The organism is Salinibacterium sp. TMP30 (genome assembly GCF_038397785.1).
Taxonomy (GTDB): Bacteria; Actinomycetota; Actinomycetes; order Actinomycetales; family Microbacteriaceae; genus Rhodoglobus.
This window is the reverse complement of the sequence record NZ_CP151642.1, coordinates 1,373,415-1,394,369: the sequence shown is the minus strand read 5'-3', so window position 1 is coordinate 1,394,369 and position 20,955 is coordinate 1,373,415. Positions and strand designations below refer to the sequence as shown.

Sequence of the window (20,955 nt, the reverse complement as noted above, 5' to 3'; positions counted from 1 at the left end):
AATCATTTAGTAAACCGCGCCCCGGTGTGGCGCTTTTCGCAGGAGATAATTATCGCCATTGCTCAAACCCCACGTCCTAATCGTTATCGCGCAGATCCCTCTGTGCTCACGGCACTCCGCACGCCGCGCCTCCTCACCCGCGAGATTCTGGCTGGCCTTGTGGTTGCATTGGCCCTTATCCCTGAGGCGATTTCGTTCTCGATCATCGCGGGTGTCGACCCGAGGGTTGGGCTGTTTTCCTCATTCGTGATGGCCGTATCGATCGCATTTCTCGGTGGCAGACCAGCGATGATCACCGCGGCTACGGGCGCGATTGCACTAGTGATTGCCCCGGTAGCGCGCGAATATGGCATGGACTACTTCATCGCCACCGTAATCCTGGGCGGACTTCTCCAGGTGATTATGGGAGTGCTAGGCGTAGCCAAACTCATGCGGTTCATTCCCCGCAGCGTCATGCTCGGCTTCGTGAACTCACTCGCAATACTGATCTTCATGGCGCAATTACCGCAGCTCATTAACGTGCCGTGGATGGTTTATCCGCTCGTTGGTATCGGACTCATCATCATGGTGCTGATGCCTCGCTTCACGAAGATTATCCCCGCACCTCTGGTTGCAATTGTGTTAATCACTCTCGCGACCGTGACAATGGCAATCGCAGTGCCCACCGTCGGTGATCAGGGCGAACTCCCCCGTAGCCTTCCCGAACTGTTTATCCCGAACGTTCCCCTCACGTGGGAGACGCTCTCCATCATTGGACCGTTCGCACTCGCGATGGCGCTCGTTGGCCTCCTCGAGTCGCTCCTCACCGCCAAGCTCGTTGACGACATCACCGACACCCACTCACGCAAGACGCGTGAAGCCTGGGGTCAAGGTGTTGCGAATGTGCTTTCGGGGCTGTTCGGCGGAATGGGCGGATGCGCGATGATCGGTCAGACGATGATCAACGTGAAGGCATCGGGTGCCCGCACTCGCATCTCGACCTTCTTGGCAGGCATCTTCTTGCTCATCCTGGTTGTTGTCCTAGGAGACATCGTTGCGATCATCCCCATGGCCGCGCTCGTTGCCGTAATGATCATTGTTGCGGTCTCTACCTTCAACTGGCACAGCGTGCAGTTGTCAACTCTCAAGCGGATGCCGTTGAGCGAGACGGTCGTCATGGTTGCCACCGTTGTGGTTGTCGTTGTGACCCACAACCTCGCCATTGGCGTGCTCGTCGGTGTCGTCGTTGCGATGGTCGCTTTCGCCCGTCGCGTCGCACACTTTGCAACAGTCGAGCGCACGCTACCCGAGGACGAGACGGTTCCGACCGCCTACTACCGTGTGAACGGCGAACTTTTCTTTGCTTCCAGTAACGACTTGACGACCCAGTTCGAGTATTCAGATGACCCCGATCGGGTCATCATCGACATGTCGAACTCGCACATTTGGGATGCATCAACGGTTGCGGCACTTGATGCGATCACGACCAAGTATGAGCGCCACGGAAAGCGCGTGGTTCTTATCGGCCTCAACGAAGCCAGCCAATACATGCACGAGCGTCTCGCCGGTAACTTGGGCGGCGAAGGCTAACTCAACGACTGTTGGTACGCCACCGTCTAGCTTGCGAGTGGCTCCGCTGACATCGTGGAATGGTGTGTGTTGGTGGTCCCGTATTCGGCGCTTACCAAGATCGGCAAATGATCAGACGCTCCACGGGTGAGGGTCTCTACGCCCTCGATCGTAAACCCCTGCGAGGTGACGAAATCGAAATGACCGCGGAAAAATTTGTAATTCGTGTAGGTCATGCGATCGCTGAGCGAAAGGTCGTAGCCCGTCTTCTTTACGCGTTGGGTTAGTCCGTCTTTAAACAGCGGATAGTTGTAGTCCCCGACCATAAGAATCGGTGCGCCCGAACCGAGGGTCTGCAAAAGTTCGTGTGCTGCCTTGATTTGATTACGACGTAACGAATTGAGCGCGGTGAGCGGCGCGGCATGGAATGACGCTAAAACCAGCTCCTCGCCAGAATCGCGGTCGACTAACCGAGAGCCAACAAGACGTTCGGGGGTCGGCGTGAAGACTCGATCATGAAGCGACTTCTTGAGCTCAAATGCCTGGCTCGCGGTCTGCTCATAGCGTTCGCGCCGATAGTAGACGGCAAGCCCGAGCCTGTTGTTTTTGGTCGAATCTGCAAGATGCAAATCACCAATCTCGGTAGGAAGCTCAGAAGCTATGACCTCTTGAAGGCACAGGGCGTCCAAATCAGTCGTTTCTGCGAGTGCGGCCAACTCTGTGGCAGCCTTGTTTTTACGAAGGTTGTAGCTAATTACGCGAATCACGAATCCAAATACCTCTTCCTTAAGAGAGAACCAGCTTATGCGCCAAGATCGGAAAGTGCGCCAGATTGTCGGTTGGACAACAAACGCACAGGAATCCCTAGTATCAGAATGAGCACCCCAACCGCGATACCAACAAGTGGAACCGTTACTACGAGCACTAAACATCCAGTGGCGCCCAACACGTTGATAAATCGCGGTACCCGTCGCTGTGTTACCGGCTGAGTGAAGGCAGCGACGTTCGCCACAAAGTAGTAGAGCAGAACACCAAACGATGAGAAAGCGATTGCGCCACGCAGGTCGGCTACTGACACAATTGCGATCACGACGAACGCAAGAACCAGCTCGGCCCGATACGGCACAGAAAACTTTGGATGCACGGCTCCCAGCCAGCGCGGCACATCATCGTTTCGCGACATGGCGAACGCCGTGCGACCGATTCCTGCCATCAGCGCCAAGAGAGCCCCGAGAGAGGCGACACCGGCGGTTATCGCAACAAGCCTGGAAGCCGAACCCCAACCAGCGGCCTCCAACAGATCAGCAACAGGCGCCTGCGACTGCGCCAGACCGTCCCCTCCGAGCACAGAGAGCATGACCACGCCCAACGCGAGGTAAAGCACAGCAGTGATGGCTAGGGCGAACATGATTGCTCGAGGAATCGCCCGCTGAGGGTCGATAACTTCTTCACCTAGCGTCGCTATCCGGGCGTATCCGGCAAACGCGAAGAAGAGCAGTCCCGCTGACTGAAGGATTCCGTAAAGACTGACGTCGCCCGCGAAAGTGATCGCGTGCGCTCCCAATGAGGGTGAGCTTACTGCTGCGACCAGAACACCAACGAGTACAAGGACCACAAAGATCACGATGATTTTTGTCGCCAATGCCGTGCGCGTTACGCCGAGAAGGTTCACTATCGTTAGTGCGACGACCGCCACGATAGCGATCGGCTTCTCCCATCCAACAGGCGCCACATACGCGGCGAATACGAGGGCCATCGCGGCGCAACTTGCAGTTTTTCCGACAAGAAACGACCATCCGGCGAAAAAGCCCCACCAAGGACCAAGTCGCTCGCGTCCGTACGCATACGTTCCGCCGGCGACTGGATACACTGCGGCGAGCTGCGCGGAAGCTGCGGCGTTGCACCACGCAACAACTGCGGCTATACCGAGACCAATGAGGAGCCCGGCCCCTGCGGCCTGAACGGCGGGCACAAAAGCCGCGAACACCCCGGCACCGATCATTGATCCAAGACCAATCATGGTGGCGTCGAACGTGTTCACTCGCCGAGGAAGCGTGGCGTTCGTCTTCACGGGTTCACCCTACTCCCGGCGTGTGCGTGACGTCGGCGCACGACACCGGCTTGGGGTGAACGGCTGTTGACCATCGGCAGAACGTCAGACGCTGGAACAGCTATTCGACGAAAGTAATTCCATTGCTGAGCCTGGTACGAACGTCGAAGAGTTCGTTGCCGCCGATGTGGCGGCTGCGGGATACTTCTGGTCCGGTACGCAGAAGGTGAGCGAGAACGCTCTGGCGCACCACCATTGTCGGCTGTCCGCGCGCCGATCCGAGTGGCACTTGCGGTTGAGCAAGGGAATCATCAGGAACAACAATCACGAAGCACGTGAACGCTACCTTGAGCTGTCGACTGAGCGACTTTGCTCGTGAAGTCAGCTCATGCATGGGCTTCTCTGGCTGAACGTCGGGGCCGATAAGTTCGCCACGACGAACCTTTACAGGGCCGCCGAAGTCTTCAGAGAGGATCGCAAACAACCCGGTCGGTCCGAGCACGACGTGATCGATCTTGCGGTCAGGGCTCCCGGTGGCGACATCATGCCAGATAGTGAAGCCAATACCGAGCGTGCTGACAGTGCGGGCGGTTGCCTCTTCGGCGAGTGCATCAGCGAGTGTGCGGCGGATCTCCCGCGGCGCACTCCGTACGAGCGCCGGATCGTAGGGGTCATCGAGCGCGACACCTCGCCCAACCCATTCGCGCATGCTCTCGAGAAAACGCTCCCGGCGCCATCCGCCCGGGTGTCCATAGGCTCGAGCTCGAGGGCGAGAGTCCTCACGAGCCTGCGAGGCACCCCTCGCAGCAAAGGGCGAACTAGCCGCACCTGATTCACTGGAGCGAGAATTACGAGAGCGTGAAGCAGCGCCGGAATCGTAGCCGCGCCGTTTCTCTGGAGTACCTACGCGATCCCACGCGTGCTGCACCGCGGCAAAGCGCTCGGGGTCTCCCCCTGTGTCGGGGTGGGTCTCGCGAAGCGCCCGCCGAAATGCCTTCTTCAGCTCGGCATCGCTAGCCGAGGCCTCTACACCGAGAACCTCGTAGGCACTCGCTGATAGGGGACTATCGGGCATGGACTCGCTTTCGCAGGGCGACTGACGCGGTGACGGGTGAAAGGTCAACACTACCGAATCTCCCTGTCAACCTTCGGGATGTCACAGGCGGGTGCCCAGCCTGCGGGCGTAGCCTGATTGCGTGACTGAACTCCGCAACATCCCCTTGACCACCATTGACGGCACCACAACGTCTCTCGCCGATTTTCGCGACAAAGTCGTGTTGATCGTGAACGTCGCTTCGCGGTGCGGTCTCGCTCCGCAGTACGAACAGCTTGAGCAGTTGCAGAAAACGTATGGCGAACGTGGATTCGCGGTATTGGGCTTTCCGAGTAATCAGTTTTTGCAGGAGCTGAGCACTGAAGATGCGATCAAAGAATACTGTTCAACAACATGGGGCGTCACCTTTCCCATGTTCGAGAAGGCGAAGCTCAACGGCAAGTCGGCGCACCCGCTCTATGCGGAACTCAAAAAGACACCAGACCGCACCGGCAAAGCCGGGCGCGTGACCTGGAACTTCGAAAAATTCTTGGTCACCCCCGACAACCAAGTGCACCGCTTTCGACCAACGACAGTTCCGGATGATCCCGCCATCGTCCGTGCAATAGAGGCTGCTCTCCCGGCCTAGGCTAGAGGGATGACCACCCAATTTGTTCACGAAGCAGACTCGAACCGCTACGTGATGAATGTTGATGGCACTCTCGTCGCCGTTGCGGAATACCGATCTAACGACGGTTCGATTTCTTTTACTCACACCTACACGCAGCCAGACCACCGCGGTAAAGGCTATGCGGCAGATCTCGTCACATTCGCGATGGACGACGTTGAGTTGAACTCCTCGAAGCGAGTTCTGCCAATGTGCTGGTACGTCGCCGAGTGGTTCGAGGCGAATCCGTTACGCGCAGATTTGCTTTCTCGCTAGCTCCTTAAAATTGTGCCCAGTTCACTGCCGCAATGGCAATCACGGAACTGAGGCCGACGAGCGCAATGGTCAAAAAGCATGCGGCTATGAGCCTCAGGCGACGCTTGCGACCGTGCACGACGAACCTGACGATGAGCATCGCCAGATAGAGCGTCACAATCACCACGATTGAAATGAATGCCAGTCCGGCTGGAGGCAGCAGCGCCAGCGCAACAAGCGTCGCTATCGTGATGGCTGCGAATAGCGCGCCGACAATGAGCCAGCTGTTGCCCGAAGTGGTGGTTAACGCCGGTTGATTCCGCATTTTAGTGGGGTCATCGTTCATGACTGAAAACTACGCCGCCTAGCTGTACGCGCTGTCACAATGCGGGGGTCTATTTCTGTCGCTGAAGCTGAACTAAGAGTTCGGCGCCGCGCTGATCGAGAATCTTTCCGCCCCAACGAACACCGATGACCAGCAGCGCCGCACCGAGGCCTATTCCGAGCAGCAGCGCTATCCATCCGAGTAGCGGTTGATCGGTCGCAAAACCGAGCAGTGCCACGATCATCTCGGGCAGCGACAAAATTGCTAGCGCCGTCCACGAGGCGAACATAGAGAGCATGAGAGTGAAACCCCCTCCGGGACGTGACTTGAATGGGTTATCCCCGGGGGCGGGCACGGAGAAAGCAAACCGGCCGGAGACCACCGAAGAGAGCGCTAGCCCAGTCAGCAGCAGGCCAAGTGAAATTCCCAGCAAACCCGCAAGGCGTTCCCAGCTGTCACTAACCCACACGCTGGCCACGGTAAGGATGATCGTGACCGGAATTGCAAAAACGGACACGCCAACCACTCTCCCCCACCGGTCTGCTTGGCCACTTACTCCAGTCTGTAAATGCAGACTGAACGCGGTGTTGTCGTAGGAGACGTCTGTATAGATCGACATGCCGAGAAGCACAGCAACAATCGGCCCAACAAAAAGCAGACCGCTAAGGTCTCCGCTGGCACCGCTGTAGAAAAATACCAACGTGGGCACGAGCGGAACGCTAATGAGGGACTGGGTGTATCGGGGATCACGAATCCAGTAAGTAAGAGCGCGTGCAGCCACTGCGCCGCTCGGGGTACCAGGAAACACCCGGAACCAGCCGAGACCGCGGTGAGAGCTGGCGCTAGTTGTCGAGTGCGCTGGGCGTTCGAGCGCACGATCGATTGCCCAACGCCACACGAACACTGCGAGCGTGAGTGTTGCAAGTCCGGTCAGAGCATGAAGTGCCGCTTCACCAGGGTTACCCAGAGCGAGGTCGCCGGGCACCGCCCAAATAGCACCGATTGGGGTCCACGCGACGACGCCGGCAATAGTCGGGAATACGTCTGAGAACTCGCGAAAGAGCGACGAAACACCCAAAATTGCCGGACCAAGCAGAATCAGCGGGATGAGGACCAATACTGTCTTTGCTTCGCGGGCGCGGCGACCACTTGAGATTCGAACTGTCAGTGCTGCGAGCATCCGGGATCCGACAATGCAGGTCGCAGCACCGACAGCCCCACACGCAACGGCGACGACTGCAATTATCGGTGTTTGCCACCAGATTAGGCTCGTCGCGAAGGTGGCCAACGTGGTGACGATTCCGGGAACCCCCAAGAGCCCGCTGACGGCGAGGGCGAGCACGAGTGTGTTGAGGGGAATAGGGAACACGGCGAGCTTCGCGGGCTCAACAGTTTCGTCGATGCCGGAACTCAATAGGGGCAACACGGTCCATCCGAGCACCAAGACTGCGCCGCCGAGCACGCTCACGGTGCGGCCAACTTCATCAGGCGCAAAACTCATCGTGAAGAGTCCGACTACTGCCAAGAATAGGAGAAATACCGCATAGAGTGTGCCGAGAACGACCGCGACTGCTTGCCACGGACTGCGACTGAGCCCGTTGAGGAGCAGTCGAAAGCGCAGCCTTACGAGATGCGCAACCATTCCGGGCCCTTTCCGTGGCGTCGTCCGCCGACCAGTTCGACAAAGCGGTCTTCGAGGGTGGAGTCTCCCCGTACTTCGTCTGTGGTTCCGGATACAAGAACTCGCCCGTCCGCGATGACGGCGACGTGATCGCACATTCGCTGCACTAAGTCCATCGCGTGGCTCGAGACGATCACCGTTCCACCAGATTCGACGAAACCGTGCAGAATGTCGCGAATGTTTGCCCCGGAGACAGGGTCGACGGATTCGAACGGTTCATCGAGCACGAGTACTTGAGGTGCATGGATCAGGGCGCAGGCGAGAGCGATCTTCTTTGTCATGCCCGCGGAGTAATCAACTACAAGCGTTCCGCTGGCGGCCACGAGATCGAACACGTCAAGCAGGTCGGCAGCACGTTCCGCGACCACTGCGCGATCCATTCCGCTCAAGAGACCGGCGTAGGTCACCAGTTGCAAGCCAGTGAGACGATCAAATAGGCGCACACCGTCACTCAGCACACCGATACGCTTTTTCGACTCCACAAGATTGGTCCAGACGTCGAGACCGTGCACCGACACGGTGCCTGAGTCGGGGCGGAGCAGCCCTGTAGCCATCGAGAGTGTTGTGGTCTTTCCCGCGCCATTCGGGCCGACTAGGCCAAAAAAGGATCCGCGTGGAACAACAAGGTCGACAGAATTCACCGCGAGCTTGTCGCCAAATCGTTTAGTAAGTCCTGTGATTTCTAGGGCTGGCGAGAGAGTTTTGGCATCGGGCACAGCACTAGCCTAAAACCGAATGGTGCTCATAGTGTGCTGCACATCAGAATCTGTGACGATGTGCAGCTACTAGAGTCGAAGGGCTGCGCGGTACGGCGGCACTGCATGCACAGATGAAAGGCTGTTATGACGATTACTGCTGCTGCCGATGGATCAGCACTCGGCAACCCCGGGCCCGCCGGATGGGCGTGGTACGTCGACGATAAAACTTGGGCAGCAGGTGGGTGGGATCATGCGACTAATAACCAGGGCGAGCTTATGGCGGTCCTGCAACTCTTTCGTTCCACTGCACACATCGATGACGATCTGCTGATTCTCTGCGACAGCCAATATGTGATTAATTCTGTAACCAAGTGGATGCCCGGGTGGAAGAAGAAGGGCTGGCGAAAGGGTGATGGCAAGCCGGTGATGAATGTTGATCTCCTTAAAGACATCGACGAGGCAATCGTCGGACGACGCTACCGTTTCGAATGGGTGCGCGGTCACGTAGGGCATCCCCTCAACGAAGCGGCTGATGTGCGTGCCCGCGGGGCCGCAGAAGCGTTCCAGCGTGGCAGCGAATGTCCGACAGGCCCAGGGTTCCCCGGTGCCGCAATCAGCGATTCCGCTCTCCGCAGCGCACGCCTTGACGGCGCAACCGACGGATCAACGCCGCTTTTCTAGTCGCTCTCCCCGCAGTTCCGAAAGGATTCACCCCATGCCCGACTTTCTGATCGCTGGTGGGGCCGCATTTGTATCGGGCACCATGCTGGTAGTCGGAGCGCTCGTGTCATGGTTTGTGAAAGTACCAGGATCCGTCACCGCCGGAATTATGGCATTCGGAGCCGGCGTGCTGCTCTCAACGCTCGCCTACGAGCTCGTGCAAGAAGCCAAAGACGGAGGTGGCGTCACCGCGACCATCGCGGGATGCCTTGCCGGAGCAATCCTCTTTGTGATCGCTGACGCCATCCTTTCTCGATACGGTGCGCAACACCGCAAACGATCCACGGCGCTGCAATCCTCTGAGAACGAGAAGCAGGGCAGCGGCACAGCTATTGCAATTGGGGCGCTCTTTGACGGCATCCCCGAGTCTCTTGTTCTCGGGCTCAGCGTCGTGGCAACCGGAGGCGTGAGCATGGCACTTCTCATCGCATTCGGCCTTTCGAACGTGCCTGAAGGCCTCTCGGCATCAGCCGGGATGAAGCAGTCAGGGCGGTCAGCAAAATACGTGTTCAGTGTCTGGGGAGGAATCGCAGTCGCGAGCGGAATCGCCGCAATGGTGGGCACCTTCGCGCTCGCAAGCGCGAGTCAGTCGACGGTCGCATTCGTCACTAGCGTCGCTGCCGGGGCCATCCTCGCGATGCTGTCAAACACAATGATTCCGGAAGCATTCGCGCGCGACAGAACGATTACTGGACTGATCGTTACCGTCGGCTTCCTCACCGCATTCGCGCTTCACGAACTCGGCTAGCACAAGAGCGTTCAGGCCCCTCATCTAGCCGGGTCAGCGAACCGGGTATCAGCGCGTTCTAGGCCGGAGAAAAGAACGCCGCAATTGCGTTGCTCAGCGCGATCGGATCGGCCACACCACACATTTCACGAGCTGAATGCATTGACAGCAACGGTAGGCCCACATCGATTGTGCGGATACCGAGACGGGTCGCTGTGATCGGACCAATCGTTGAGCCACACGGCATGTCGTTGCTCGAGACGAACTCTTGGTATTTGACGCTGGCTTGGCGGCAGGCGCGGGCCCATTCTGCTGCGCCAACGCCGTCGGTGGCGTAGCGCTGATTCGCATTGATTTTGAGCAACGGGCCCCCACCGAGACGAGGGCGATTCGCGGGATCGTGACGTTCTGGGTAGTTGGGGTGCGCGGCGTGACCCGCGTCTGATGAAAGGCACCACGAATTGGCCACGGCACGCATCCGGTCGGTGTCGGTGCCACCTAACCCGCCACCAATGCGCGCAAGGAGGTCAGCGAGGAACGGGCCTGCGGCACCCGAGCGGGTAGCCGAACCAACCTCTTCATGATCGAAAGCTACGAACACGGGAATGTGGTCAAGCTTGGTAGTGAGACCGATGAGCGCGACGAGACCGGCATGAACCGATGAAAGATTGTCGAGTCGACCTGAGGCAAACAGCTTCTCATCAAGCCCGAACACGGCGGGGGCGGCGGTATCGGCAACAACGATGTCGTAGCCATCGATGTCGGCGGCGGAACGCTGGGACGACTCCGAGGAGAGAAGCGACGCGAGGTGCTCAAGCAGATCGGCATCTCCTTGCTCGCCCAATCCAAGGACCGGATTCATGTGCATCTGGCGTTTCAGGGTCAAGCCGTCATTGACTTTGCGATCAAGATGCACCGCGAGCTGCGGAAACCGCAACAGAGGTCCGGTGCGCACCAACTCTGTGGTTCCATCGCTGAAGATGATTCGGCCTGCCAACTCAAGCTCGCGGTCGAGCCACGAGTTCAGCAGCGGGCCACCATAAACTTCGACACCAGCCTGCAGCATCCCTTCGCTGCCCGTGCTTGGTTTTGGTTTGAGCTTGAAACTCGGCGAATCTGTGTGAGCGCCGAGGATGCGAAAGGGAGTCGTTGCGGTTGCTTTGGTCGGCTGGATCCACGCTGCGATCGCACCGTCGCGAATCACGAAATACTTTGCAGCTTTACGCGTGCGAGCACCATTCCAGTCATCCGCCTCGTGGAGCTCGCTAAAGCCGGCCTCGCGAAGGCGACGAGCGGCCTCTTCTACCGCATGAAACGACGATGGCGATGCGGAAACGAAGTTAGCGAGATCATGGACGTGGTCAACGGCGGCAGTCATGCGTCAATTCTCGCACTGTTAGTTGAGCATCCATCTCGCCGCCCTACGAATCAGGGTCGGCTAGAACCAGACACTCAACCAGGGCGTGACGGGCGAATGGAATGTGCGCTCGATAGTTGCCGCAGCGCCATCAGTGAGCTCACGGATCCGCCCGGCAGCGACCAAAGGGGCGGTGGTCACTCCCCCGAGATACAGGGAACTGAGTTCATTGACAGACAGGGCAACCGTGGCTGTGTCGGGAGGGAACTCTTCGACGCAGGAGACTAGGGGCACGCCAGAGTCGTCCGTCTCCAGCAGAAAGCTCCCCTGAGCGAAGCCGAGAGTATCCGAAACATCGAATCCGATGCGCGCAGCCCCTGAATAGCGGCGCGCGGATAGCGACACTGGTATATCAAGGATTCGAAGCCACAAATGATCAATCGGCGTAGCCGTCACAGCACGCCTGTCGATGAGGTGCCACAACAGTGGCTCGTCCACCGAACGGAGTTCCGCCTTCACCTCGCGTACTAGGTCAACCTCAAGAACGAAACGCCACAGGGCCTCGTAGGCTTCGTCGCTTTCCGCGAGAAGGTAGTCAACTGTCAGCGTGTGACTGGTCAAGTCGCCCTCTCCACCCGACACGCGGTAGACGACGAATCCCCGAGGAGTCCCACTATCGTCGTCGAACCTCACGACACGAGTTTTCTTCGTGTAGTCGTCGTCACCCGGTGCCAGACCCCCAATCTGATCCCACCGCAGTGGCCAGACCTTGATCTGTCCAGGGCTCAGTATGCGAATGCGCTCAAAAATCTGCGAGACTTCGCTACTGAATTCAGCCGGTGACACCGGTTGAAGCCTGCCGCGACGCTCCGTGGAAACGAATCTCGCGCGTTTAGTGTCTATTGAGAGGTCGGCGCCAAAAACTGCTGGTCCGAAACCGAAGCGACCATAGATTGTCGACTCTGAGACCGTCAGCATTGCCATCGGTAGGCCCATGTCGGCCGCAGATCGTAACTCACCCTCGAGAAGCGACCGCGCAATTCCTCGGCGTCGGTGCGTTGGGGAAACCGTGACAGAACTAATCGCCCAGGCATCGATAGTGCGACCTCCCGGCACTGACAACTGTTCTGTCCAGGAACTTGTTGTTGCTACCGGCGTTTCAGGCACAACCAAAGTTTCATCCCACACCCCAACGGTCCGGCGGTAGGTCACACCCGCGAAACTTGAATCAACCTGCTCTTTCGACATGATTGGGCCGTGAAATCCACGCGAATCGGCCTGAAACCAAGCAGCGAAAGATTCTCGATCGGAGGTATCGACAAGACCGTAGCGCAGTCCGCTCTCAGCTATTGACGCGGCTGAAGATTCATCAACAGGGTGCTTAGCGAAGTCGTTCGTCATGCATCAACGCTACCGCGAACCCTACTGAATGAACCATGGCGGGTAGACCGCCACCTTTGTGGCAAAGGACGCAGCGTCAAGCAATTCCTTCACGCGATCGCGGGCACGGTCGCTCGCAACGCCCACGAGTTGCACCTCGTCAAACGCGAAGGAGCCATGAATCAGAACTTCGGCATCGTCGGTGAGCTCATCCGCACGCAGGTTGCCCAACATTCTCTTCATGGTGTCTTCATCGGTTGCGAACCGAGTGAGGCTTGCTGCCGCGTCTCCGTCTGCAAGAACCGCTTCATCACCGAGCGCTCGAATAGTGGTGACTAAGAAAACGAAGTCTGTTGATGAAACGGTGCGGGCGGCATCCGACCAGCGAGGCTCAGCTGCGCCACTGCGCAGCTCACGCCAGGAGTTTGATTCCGGAACGAGGCTGAAGGGCACGTAGCGGTCGACCGACTCCCCTGTGCTGAGCGACGCGGTACCGCGGAGTTCCCGAGTGAGTGGAGAGCTAACATCCAAGATTGTGGTGTCGATCTGCGCCGCTGCAACGAGCTGGCCCGTGCGCAGGATGTTCTCAAGATTACTAATGTGGGTCACGTGATAGACCCGCTGGTCGGCGAGTGCTGGCAATTTGTTGGCAGACGCTCGGGGTGCGCCCGGTACGCGCTTAGCGCGAGATGTGGTTGTTGCACGCGTTACAGGCTTAACGGGGACAGCCTTAGGGAAGCAGGAATCGCACAATTGATTCTCGAAGCCGTGGATGCATTCGGTGCCACTCATTGGGTCCTCTCTCGGAGTTCAGAAATGACCTCCGTACCCAAGGTACGGCAATTATCGGTGCTGTATCGCCGACTCTACCCGCAGAGCAAGTTCGCGAAGCAGGGATTCGTGACTTGAATCAAATGTGCGCGGCTCCGTGTCGAAGACGCAAAGAGCACCAATAGCGTCACCGTTGCTGGCGGAAATCGGATACCCGGCATAAAACCGAATTCGCGGACCTCGCACCACCCACGGATGATCTGAAAGGCTCTTATCGTGAAACGTGTCTTCACGAACTACGAGACCGAGACCCGTGAATGCTGCGCTGCAGAATATCCCTGCTTCGTCGCGCTCAATATCAGCGACTCCCGAGGTCGACGTGAACCAGTGCGCGTGCTCGTCGTGAAATGTGATGGCTGCACCGTTCGTGTTCAAAAGCAACCGAGCCGAGTGCGTGATTTCATTCAGTGTGGTCGACACAGGCTTCGCCCTGAGTGCTGAACCATCGAATGCCGTGGATTTCTGGTTTGCTGCCGTGCCCGGCGGAGGCGGAACAGCAACGTGTGCGAGGTGCGCTGCGACAGCGGGGGCGAGCTCGCGAGCCCAATGCTTATACGTGCGGCTTTCAAACGGCGCAAACGCACTTCCGGCTGGAGGTGTCACTGGCACAAAAGTTACTCCGGGGCGCTCTGCACACATGCGTTCGGTCATGGTGTTGAAGTACGCGATATTGACGTTGACGATACGCAGCAGTGGCGCGGGAAGCGAAAGCAATCCGTCTGCTGGGGCGATTCCCAGGATGAAACTCCGCAATGTTCCTCCACCAATTTCCTCGATGGTGTCGAGCAGCGCTCTTACCTCACGTCGCCAGGCGAAAAGCGAGCGCATCCGAATGGTGTCGGCTCCCCCGAGAGTGAGTACGAGGGCGTCGAATTTATCTAAGCGGGCCCATCCAATGACGACTCCAATATCTGTGGCAGACATCGTCGGATCAGAGACTATGTCAACGCTGCAGCCACGTTTAGTCAGAGCCGCAAGCTCGCGGGCGAGATGACCGCCGAGGCCGAGTTCGTGAGTGTGAACACCGAAGCCGGCTGACTTGCCTGAGCCGAGAAGGAGAACACGGTCGGGATCAGGTCCCACTGCTTCGGCGCGCGGCTCATCAGCTGGTACAACAAGTGTGCGCCACGTCTGCGGAACGACCGCAAGCCACAGCGCGACAATTGGCCACGCCAAAAGCGCAGCATAGCGACGTAACAATCAATTCCCACCCGAACGTCCAGACACGGACGCACTCAACCTACAGAGTATAGACCTGAAAACTTTTCAGCACTAGGTAGTTTGAGGAAAACTAGGAACTATTTTCCCGCGGCTTTGATGGCACGCTCTGACTTGATGCGAGCATTCTCTTCGTTGACTGCGGCGTGCACAGAACGCTCCTCAACGAGCCATTGGGGCATCTCTACTAAGAGAGCTTTGATCTCCGAACTCGTCATCACGTCGGGCGCACCAGCTCGTGCTAGCCCTGAGGTTGAGACGCCCAGTTTCTGGGCTACTACCTGCCGAGGATGCGGACCTTCACGTCGCAGCTGAGCCAACCATTCGGGCGGTGACTCAAGCAACGCCGCAAGTTCTTCGCGGCTGATCTCGGAGTCGCGAAACTCTTGTGGGGTAGCTGGCAAATAAATGCCAAGCTTCTTGGCGGCTGTCGCGGGTTTCATGGTCTGAACTGGCACGACCCAAGACTAACCTGAACCTATGCCTTCATCATTCACAGTGGCCTTTGTTCTCGGTGCGACTCCGGGTAAATGGGCGCGTGTATGGCATGAACGGCTCGTTGACGTTGGCCTAGAGCTCGTTGCATCAGAGCAGGACGAAGCGCTCAGGATGCTGCGGAGCGGAGTCGCTGATATCGCCATCGTTCGTCTTCCGATCGACCGCGACGTCGATGGCGATCGTCCCCTGGCAGCCATCCCCCTGTACACGGAACGTGCAGTTGTTGTTGTGCCCAAAGATCACTCCTTTGCCACGCGAACGTCCGTCGTGATGGCTGAACTCAGCAAAGAGAATCAGCTTCCCGGAGACTGGCGGGCCGCGACTGAACTAGTAGCGGCAAATGTCGGAGTGGCTGTAATGCCTCAAGCGGTGGCAAGAGCACTGGTGCGGCGAGATGTGACGGCAAAACTGGTCGACGACGGTCCAGAGTGGCACGTTGCTGTGGCCTGGCGCGACGGTTCTGTTGATCCCCACGTTGAAGAATTCATCGGAATTGTTCGCGGTCGCACCGCTCGAAGTTCTCGCGGCACGGCCAGTAGCTCAGAACCTACTGGAGCTGCTTCTGAAGCCGACCAAGCGACAGTATCGGCACAAAAACAAACACGCCCAAACCGGGCTCAGCCCCGGGGGAAGTATCCACAGGGAAAAGTTCGACGTCCGCAGCGCCCACGCAAACGCTAGACGAAGAAGCGTGAGAACTCACCAATCGTGAATTAGTCGCCAGTAGTGTGACCGCGGAGTTCCTCCGCAATATCTGGTGCAATTTGTTCAGCCCACGTGCGATAGCTCTGCCGGCCCGCAACGGCCTCGGCATCCTCTGGCTTGGGTGCGAAATTGATCTGGTGGACACGATCGCGTCGCTGGACGAGCGACCGAATTTCATCGTTGTATGCGGAGGTAAGGCGGAGTAGATGACGTCGGTATGACGAAGGGAACTTCGACATCTTCGGGGCCGTGCAATTCATAATAAATACTTGGGTTTGCGATTGTGACTGTGCAAGAACCGAGTCGACGAGTTCGCTCATTCCTCGTCCCCAAACGTTGGCGGGCAAAAAAGAGAGCAAGTCGAAGGTCCCGAAAGAGAGAACCACCGCATCCAGTCCGTCGAGTACCTCAGCCTTCAACCGGGACTTCGCTGCTTGTGTGGCCATCCTCGGGCCAGCGATCGTGGAAACTTCGGCACCGCGACCGGTGAGAGTTGAAAGCGAGCGAGCGAGCGATCCGCCGAGTGCGAGTTCATACGACGCAACCCCGTATCCGACGACAATTCCTGACCCGCACACAAGCACGCGCTGCGGTTTGGGCCCATCGACGACAACGGGAGGCCCGGGTTCTGGCGTAGGGAGCCCCCGCCATGAATGCGGAGATGTATAAAGCCACAAAAGCATGAATGACTTCATGGCGATATGACCTACGGTGGCGAACATCTGTCGGACTCCGTTTCGGGCGATGTCGGAGTGGGTCGCTGGGTAGTCGCGACGTTAAGAACCCCGGCGGGAGTGGCAGCTCTAATTGTTCGGATTCTAACACTGCGACTGTCTCGTTCCTAGAGGGAAACGAGCATCGCCCTGGTGAGCTGTTACTTAGCGTGTGCTGATGCTCGCAAACTTACGCACTGCCAGCGGCACGAAAATTGCCAACATCAGCACTATCCCGATGAGCACGGTGAGCACGGGATGCTGCTGCGACCATACATCGGACTGTGCCGAACCGGCCGGAGTGTTGCCGAAGAGCTCACGAGCGGCCTGCACGAGAGCAGACACCGGGTTGAGTTCGGCAAAGACCCTCAACGGCGTAGGTAGCGTTTCGGCAGGGACAAATGCGTTCGAAATGAAGGTGAGGGGGAACAGCACCAAGAACGAGACATTGTTGATCACTTCAGGACTGCGCACACTCATTCCGATGAAAGCCATAACCCAGGACAACGCATAAGCGAAGAGCAACAGGAGGGCGATCGCGGCCAGGGCCTCAAGCGGGCTCGAATTAATGCGCCACCCCACAATGAGTCCCGTGGTCATCATGACGACCATAGAAATCGAGTTGATGAGAAGGTCACCGTTAGTGCGCCCCACCAACACGGCAGACGAACTCATCGGCAGAGTACGAAAGCGGTCGATAATTCCATCCTTGAGATCCTGTGCCATGGCAGATCCCGAGTAGGTGGAGCCGAAGACCACCGTCTGGGCAAAAATGCCCGCCATGATGAACTCGGTGTACGTGCTGCCCGGAATGTCGATTACCCCGGCGTAAACATAAGTAAACAACAGCACGAACATGATGGGCTGAAGTGTGGTGAACACCAAGATATCGGGAACCCGCTTGATCTTAATGAGGTTGCGCCGAGTGGTGATCCACCCATCACTAAGCCATGCCATAAGGGGGGATGATGTGGTCGGGTACGGCGTCTTTTCGCGAACCGAGGTGGTCATTGCTGTGCTTTCTGTGCCGATGTTGCCTTTTGCGTAGATGTCGATGAGCTCGAGTCATTGTTCTCGGAATCATCGGTGCTTGCTGTGTGGCCCGTCAGTTTCAAGAACACATCGTCAAGCGTTGGTCTGCGCATTCCCGCGTCATAAAGCTGCACACCACGCTGGGCGAACTCGCTAAGAATGAGCTGCAGCGCGGCGGGGGCATCTTCTGCGTTAACCGTGAGTCCGCGGCCGTCTAGGCTCACGGCAGGTTTAGTTGTGCCGAAACGGGTGAGGATTTCATGGGCGACAGCCGAGTCATCCGTAGAAACCAAACTCACCTCAACACGCTGGCCGCCGATCGACGCTTTGAGCTCATCTGAGGTTCCTTTGGCAATGACTTTGCCGTCGTCGATCACCGAGATGCTGTCAGCGAGCTGATCAGCCTCTTCGAGGTATTGGGTAGTGAGGAGCACTGTCGTGCCCTCCCCCACTAGCGTCGTGATGATCTCCCACATTCCGATGCGGCTGCGTGGGTCGAGGCCAGTAGTTGGCTCATCAAGAAAGAGCACAGGAGGCCGCATGACAAGGGCACCAGCGAGGTCGATACGCCGTCGCATGCCACCAGAGAAACCTTTGACCGGGCGGTTTTGTGCTTCGGTAAGGTCGAAAATATTAATGAGTTCGCGCGCTCGATCACGAGACTGTTTGGCCCCAAGGTGATAAAGACGCCCGACCATGTCAAGGTTCTCAAAGCCGGTGAGGTTTTCGTCTACGGCAGCGTATTGGCCAGACACGCCAATCATCGGACGGATGTGTTCAGGCGAAGCGATCACATCAATTCCATCGATTGTCGCGCTGCCGGAATCGGGGCGAATAAGTGTTGTGAGCACCTTCACCGTTGTCGTCTTTCCTGCGCCATTCGGCCCCAGTAGAGCCGTGACGGTGCCTTGCGGAACGACAAGATCAAGGCCGTCAAGCGCGTGAACCGGAGCGGCCCCTTTGGGCGTGTAAGTCTTTCTGAGTTCCACTGCTTCGATAAAAGTCACGAGGTAACGGTAAAGCATGCCCCCGACATCACAAAGACACGCCGATGAATGTCGCATGCAATTGACACAGTCGAACATATGTTCGAATATGAACAGGTGTCCCCTGTCTCCGCTCACGCCATTTCAGCAATCGCTGAAGCGCTATCGAGCGCGCCTATGGACAGTGCGCCTATGGACAGTGCGCCTCCAGCCAGTACAGCTCCAGACCGTGCAGCGACAGACCGGGTGGCTGAACTACAATCCCGCATCAGTCAGATGCAGTCACGCACGCTCAAGACACAACTTATTCCTACCCACCCGGCTATCGGGAAGCTACTGCCCGGTGGGGGGTTGCAGCAGGGCAACGTCTATTCGATAGACAACTCAATGATGCTGCTAATGGCGTTGCTCGCACCACCGTCTGCGGCAGGGTCATGGTGCGCGGTTATTGGGGTGCCCGAGTTCGGCATTGAAGCTGCCGCACGGTTCGGGATTGATCTTGAAAGGTTGGTGCTGGTTCCGCATCCGGGGGATCAGTGGCTGGCTGTTACTGCTGCGATTGCCGATGTTGTCGATGTGGTGGTTGCTCGGCCGCCGACACGCGCATCCGATTCTGCTGTGGCCCGGCTTGCTTCTCGGCTTCGGCAACGCAAATCTACGTTGCTCATGATGGGCTCGTGGCCGCAAAGCGAGGCAATGGTTTCGTTGGGCGAAAGTCGGTGGCATGGCATCGGCGAAGGGCACGGACACTTAGCGGCACGCGAAGCAACAGTCACCGTTACGAGCAAAAGTGCTGCACGACCTCGCAGCGCCCGATTGTGGTTGCCTGATTCTTCAGAAACTATTCGGGCCTATAACGATCATGAGACAGCTAGGCCTGAACTGACTGTGCTGCCTCACAGGGTGTCAGCATGACTTCCGCTCCGCTCTCCGGTGCGCTCCCGGCGTCACACCCGCCTCTCCCCCGTGTTCTCGTGCTTTGGTGCCCCGATTGGCCTGTGGTTGCGGCCAGACAACACGAGAAACTGTCGGCGGATGCCCCGCTCGTGCTCACTGAGAAGGGTCTCGTTTTTGCTGCTTCTGCCTCCGCCCGCGCTGAAGGGATCAGCCGTGGGCTGAGGCTGAGGGAGGCGCAGTCGAGGTTTCCCGGGCTGATTGATCGCGCCTACGATCCCGCCCTCGATAATCGCGCATTCGAACCGGTCATTGCTGGCATAGAAGAGCTGATTCCTGGCGTGCAACTTCTCCGCCCAGGTATGTGCGCTGTGCGGGTGCGCGGAGCCGCACAGTATTACGGCGGTGAAAAGGCTGCTGCGCTCACAGTCATCGATCGGGTCAACGAGATTGCTGCCTCTGATGCGCGGGTGGGCGTTGCTGATGCTCTCTTCACTGCAGTACATGCTGCGCGCAGCACTGTGAGGGCAGATCCTCGTTCTCGAGCTGGGCATGCGCGGCTCGTTCCTGTTAGGGAATCTGCAGAATTTTTGGCACCATTATCGATCGCTCTGCTTGAGGAGCCTCAGATTGTGACGCTGCTGATAAAGCTGGGTATCTCCACTCTTGGCGATTTTGCGCAGCTCGGACACACGGATGTGCGCACTCGCTTTGGAGAGCTCGGAGCTCGATTGCATTCACTGGCGAGCGGTCGCGACCCTCAAGCTTTTATCGCCCGTACACCTCCACTCGATCTCGATGTCGTGATCGATTTCGAGCCGGCTCTCGACAGGGTTGATCAGGTTGCTTTCAGTATTCGCAGTCGAGCCGATGACTTTATTGAGGCATTGGTTCGCACCCAACTGGTGACCACTGCGATTCGTATTGAACTTGATTCCGAGTCTGGCGAAATTGCCGAACGCGTGTGGTTGCATCCGCGGTCGTTCACCGCCAGCGATGTTGTTGATCGGGTGCGTTGGCAAGTGCAGGGTTCCGGCCTTATCGAGGCGGGATTAAGCTCAGGAATCAGCCGGGTGCGCATTGTGCCCGAAACGGTGGATGCGATCGGCAACCATGAAACAGGGTTGTGGGGTTCGGGGCTTGAGCCACGCATCCACCACGGCCTTTCTCGAGTGCAGAGCATGCTCGGTCACGGTGCTGTGCTCATGCCAAATGTGCAGGGTGGGCGCACCCTGCAGTCGCGACAGCAACTCACAGCGTGGGGTGATCGCAGCGTGGATGAGCGTTCGGTGCAGCGTCCGTGGCCAGGATCGTTGCCCGCTCCGTTACCGGGAACAGTTTTTTCGTCGCGTCATGCCGTGCACGTTTTCGCTCACGACGGTAACCTCGTTTCAGTGGATGACCGTGGTCATGTTGCTGCGGCGCCCGCACGTTTCGCAACCAGCGATTCTCGCTCACGAACACTCACGGCATGGGCAGGACCATGGCCGCTAACTGAGCGCTGGTGGGATGCAGAGTCGTCGGGCCGCTCGTGGCGTTTTCAAGCCGTTGACGATACCGGATGCGCGTGGTTGCTGGTGCTCGATGACGGCGGCTGGTGGGCCGAAGCAAGGTACGACTAATGGGTCTGCGATTGG

The 20,955-nt window shown here is 58.1% G+C and carries 21 protein-coding genes and 1 pseudogene; 8 read left to right on the top strand and 14 right to left on the bottom strand.

Annotated features, from left to right (window positions below):
* Positions 1–102: 102 nt before the first annotated feature.
* Positions 103–1,569 carry a SulP family inorganic anion transporter gene (locus tag AADH44_RS06780; protein WP_341951934.1) on the top strand — a complete coding sequence of 489 codons (1,467 nt, stop codon included), beginning with the start codon at positions 103–105 and terminating at the stop codon, positions 1,567–1,569.
* Positions 1,570–1,595: 26 nt separating this feature from the next.
* Here AADH44_RS06780 and AADH44_RS06775 read toward each other — a convergent pair whose 3' ends face one another.
* From AADH44_RS06775 to AADH44_RS06765, 3 genes are all read right to left on the bottom strand, one after another.
* Positions 1,596–2,312, bottom strand: coding sequence for an endonuclease/exonuclease/phosphatase family protein (locus tag AADH44_RS06775; RefSeq protein WP_341954939.1), 717 nt, complete (start codon positions 2,310–2,312; stop codon positions 1,596–1,598).
* Between the two features lie 38 nt (positions 2,313–2,350).
* Positions 2,351–3,619, bottom strand: a complete 1,269-nt coding sequence (locus tag AADH44_RS06770; RefSeq protein ID WP_341951933.1) for an amino acid permease — start codon at positions 3,617–3,619, stop codon at positions 2,351–2,353.
* A gap of 100 nt (positions 3,620–3,719) precedes the next feature.
* Positions 3,720–4,673, bottom strand: a complete 954-nt coding sequence (locus AADH44_RS06765) for a DnaJ domain-containing protein (RefSeq protein ID WP_341951932.1) — start codon at positions 4,671–4,673, stop codon at positions 3,720–3,722.
* A 121-nt stretch (positions 4,674–4,794) separates the two neighbouring features.
* Between AADH44_RS06765 and AADH44_RS06760 the strand changes: the two genes are divergently transcribed.
* Both AADH44_RS06760 and AADH44_RS06755 read left to right on the top strand, forming a co-directional pair.
* Positions 4,795–5,280, top strand: a complete 486-nt coding sequence (locus tag AADH44_RS06760; protein ID WP_341951931.1) for a glutathione peroxidase — start codon at positions 4,795–4,797, stop codon at positions 5,278–5,280.
* Positions 5,281–5,289: 9 nt separating this feature from the next.
* Positions 5,290–5,574, top strand: coding sequence for a GNAT family N-acetyltransferase (locus AADH44_RS06755; RefSeq protein ID WP_341951930.1), 285 nt, complete (start codon positions 5,290–5,292; stop codon positions 5,572–5,574).
* 4 nt (positions 5,575–5,578) lie between these two features.
* Here AADH44_RS06755 and AADH44_RS06750 read toward each other — a convergent pair whose 3' ends face one another.
* From AADH44_RS06750 to AADH44_RS06740, 3 genes are all read right to left on the bottom strand, one after another.
* Complete coding sequence (locus AADH44_RS06750; protein WP_341951928.1) at positions 5,579–5,878, bottom strand: hypothetical protein; 300 nt, start codon at positions 5,876–5,878, stop codon at positions 5,579–5,581.
* 70 nt (positions 5,879–5,948) lie between these two features.
* A complete protein-coding gene (locus AADH44_RS06745; RefSeq protein ID WP_341951926.1) occupies positions 5,949–7,520 on the bottom strand; it encodes a transporter in 1,572 nt (523 codons plus the stop codon).
* Positions 7,502–8,275 carry an ABC transporter ATP-binding protein gene (locus AADH44_RS06740; protein ID WP_341951925.1) on the bottom strand — a complete coding sequence of 258 codons (774 nt, stop codon included), beginning with the start codon at positions 8,273–8,275 and terminating at the stop codon, positions 7,502–7,504. The genes AADH44_RS06745 and AADH44_RS06740 overlap by 19 nt, the downstream gene beginning before the upstream one ends.
* 126 nt (positions 8,276–8,401) lie before the next feature.
* Here AADH44_RS06740 and AADH44_RS06735 point away from each other — a divergent pair.
* Positions 8,402–8,866, top strand: a pseudogene (locus AADH44_RS06735) (RNase H family protein); the annotation flags it as partial.
* A 106-nt stretch (positions 8,867–8,972) separates the two neighbouring features.
* Positions 8,973–9,725 (top strand): ZIP family zinc transporter, encoded by a 753-nt coding sequence (locus AADH44_RS06730; protein WP_341951923.1) that lies wholly within the window; start codon positions 8,973–8,975, stop codon positions 9,723–9,725.
* Between the two features lie 58 nt (positions 9,726–9,783).
* On the opposite strand, the gene AADH44_RS06725 is transcribed toward AADH44_RS06730, so the two are convergent.
* From AADH44_RS06725 to AADH44_RS06705, 5 genes are all read right to left on the bottom strand, one after another.
* Positions 9,784–11,082 carry a M18 family aminopeptidase gene (locus AADH44_RS06725; protein WP_341951921.1) on the bottom strand — a complete coding sequence of 433 codons (1,299 nt, stop codon included), beginning with the start codon at positions 11,080–11,082 and terminating at the stop codon, positions 9,784–9,786.
* Positions 11,083–11,142: 60 nt separating this feature from the next.
* Positions 11,143–12,462, bottom strand: a complete 1,320-nt coding sequence (locus AADH44_RS06720; protein ID WP_341951920.1) for a GNAT family N-acetyltransferase — start codon at positions 12,460–12,462, stop codon at positions 11,143–11,145.
* Positions 12,463–12,483: 21 nt separating this feature from the next.
* Positions 12,484–13,233, bottom strand: coding sequence for a DarT ssDNA thymidine ADP-ribosyltransferase family protein (locus tag AADH44_RS06715; RefSeq protein WP_341951919.1), 750 nt, complete (start codon positions 13,231–13,233; stop codon positions 12,484–12,486).
* A gap of 51 nt (positions 13,234–13,284) precedes the next feature.
* Positions 13,285–14,448, bottom strand: coding sequence for a GAF domain-containing protein (locus tag AADH44_RS06710; RefSeq protein WP_341951918.1), 1,164 nt, complete (start codon positions 14,446–14,448; stop codon positions 13,285–13,287).
* Positions 14,449–14,570: 122 nt separating this feature from the next.
* Complete coding sequence (locus AADH44_RS06705) at positions 14,571–14,933, bottom strand: DUF5997 family protein (RefSeq protein WP_341954938.1); 363 nt, start codon at positions 14,931–14,933, stop codon at positions 14,571–14,573.
* Positions 14,934–14,970: 37 nt separating this feature from the next.
* Between AADH44_RS06705 and AADH44_RS06700 the strand changes: the two genes are divergently transcribed.
* Entirely contained in the window at positions 14,971–15,669 is a 699-nt protein-coding gene (locus AADH44_RS06700) for a LysR family transcriptional regulator substrate-binding protein (protein ID WP_341951916.1), read from the top strand.
* A 32-nt stretch (positions 15,670–15,701) separates the two neighbouring features.
* On the opposite strand, the gene AADH44_RS06695 is transcribed toward AADH44_RS06700, so the two are convergent.
* The 3 genes from AADH44_RS06695 to AADH44_RS06685 form a co-directional block, all read right to left on the bottom strand.
* Positions 15,702–16,415 (bottom strand): GDSL-type esterase/lipase family protein, encoded by a 714-nt coding sequence (locus tag AADH44_RS06695; protein WP_341951913.1) that lies wholly within the window; start codon positions 16,413–16,415, stop codon positions 15,702–15,704.
* Between the two features lie 156 nt (positions 16,416–16,571).
* Positions 16,572–17,417 (bottom strand): ABC transporter permease, encoded by an 846-nt coding sequence (locus tag AADH44_RS06690; protein ID WP_341951912.1) that lies wholly within the window; start codon positions 17,415–17,417, stop codon positions 16,572–16,574.
* Positions 17,414–18,445 (bottom strand): ATP-binding cassette domain-containing protein, encoded by a 1,032-nt coding sequence (locus AADH44_RS06685; RefSeq protein ID WP_341951910.1) that lies wholly within the window; start codon positions 18,443–18,445, stop codon positions 17,414–17,416. The genes AADH44_RS06690 and AADH44_RS06685 overlap by 4 nt, the downstream gene beginning before the upstream one ends.
* Positions 18,446–18,616: 171 nt before the next feature.
* On the opposite strand from AADH44_RS06685, the gene AADH44_RS06680 reads away from it, so the two are divergent.
* The gene (locus AADH44_RS06680; RefSeq protein WP_341951909.1) at positions 18,617–19,339 is read left to right on the top strand and encodes a hypothetical protein; all 723 of its coding nucleotides are present in this window, start codon (positions 18,617–18,619) and stop codon (positions 19,337–19,339) included.
* On the top strand, positions 19,336–20,940 hold the full coding sequence (locus AADH44_RS06675; RefSeq protein ID WP_341951907.1) for a DNA polymerase Y family protein: 1,605 nt from the start codon (positions 19,336–19,338) through the stop codon (positions 20,938–20,940). The genes AADH44_RS06680 and AADH44_RS06675 overlap by 4 nt, the downstream gene beginning before the upstream one ends.
* Positions 20,941–20,955 lie beyond the last annotated feature (15 nt).

Excerpts from the sequence above, each read along its gene's own strand:
- AADH44_RS06765 (WP_341951932.1), bottom strand. The coding sequence starts at position 4,673 with ATGCCCGATAGTCCCCTATCAGCGAGTGCCTACGAGGTTCTCGGTGTA.
- AADH44_RS06755 (WP_341951930.1), top strand. The coding sequence starts at position 5,290 with ATGACCACCCAATTTGTTCACGAAGCAGACTCGAACCGCTACGTGATG.
- AADH44_RS06750 (WP_341951928.1), bottom strand. The coding sequence starts at position 5,878 with ATGCGGAATCAACCGGCGTTAACCACCACTTCGGGCAACAGCTGGCTC.
- AADH44_RS06745 (WP_341951926.1), bottom strand. The coding sequence starts at position 7,520 with ATGGTTGCGCATCTCGTAAGGCTGCGCTTTCGACTGCTCCTCAACGGG.
- AADH44_RS06730 (WP_341951923.1), top strand. The coding sequence starts at position 8,973 with ATGCCCGACTTTCTGATCGCTGGTGGGGCCGCATTTGTATCGGGCACC.
- AADH44_RS06725 (WP_341951921.1), bottom strand. The coding sequence starts at position 11,082 with ATGACTGCCGCCGTTGACCACGTCCATGATCTCGCTAACTTCGTTTCC.
- AADH44_RS06720 (WP_341951920.1), bottom strand. The coding sequence starts at position 12,462 with ATGACGAACGACTTCGCTAAGCACCCTGTTGATGAATCTTCAGCCGCG.
- AADH44_RS06715 (WP_341951919.1), bottom strand. The coding sequence starts at position 13,233 with ATGAGTGGCACCGAATGCATCCACGGCTTCGAGAATCAATTGTGCGAT.
- AADH44_RS06705 (WP_341954938.1), bottom strand. The coding sequence starts at position 14,933 with ATGAAACCCGCGACAGCCGCCAAGAAGCTTGGCATTTATTTGCCAGCT.
- AADH44_RS06700 (WP_341951916.1), top strand. The coding sequence starts at position 14,971 with ATGCCTTCATCATTCACAGTGGCCTTTGTTCTCGGTGCGACTCCGGGT.
- AADH44_RS06695 (WP_341951913.1), bottom strand. The coding sequence starts at position 16,415 with ATGTTCGCCACCGTAGGTCATATCGCCATGAAGTCATTCATGCTTTTG.
- AADH44_RS06690 (WP_341951912.1), bottom strand. The coding sequence starts at position 17,417 with ATGACCACCTCGGTTCGCGAAAAGACGCCGTACCCGACCACATCATCC.
- AADH44_RS06680 (WP_341951909.1), top strand. The coding sequence starts at position 18,617 with ATGGACAGTGCGCCTCCAGCCAGTACAGCTCCAGACCGTGCAGCGACA.
- AADH44_RS06675 (WP_341951907.1), top strand. The coding sequence starts at position 19,336 with ATGACTTCCGCTCCGCTCTCCGGTGCGCTCCCGGCGTCACACCCGCCT.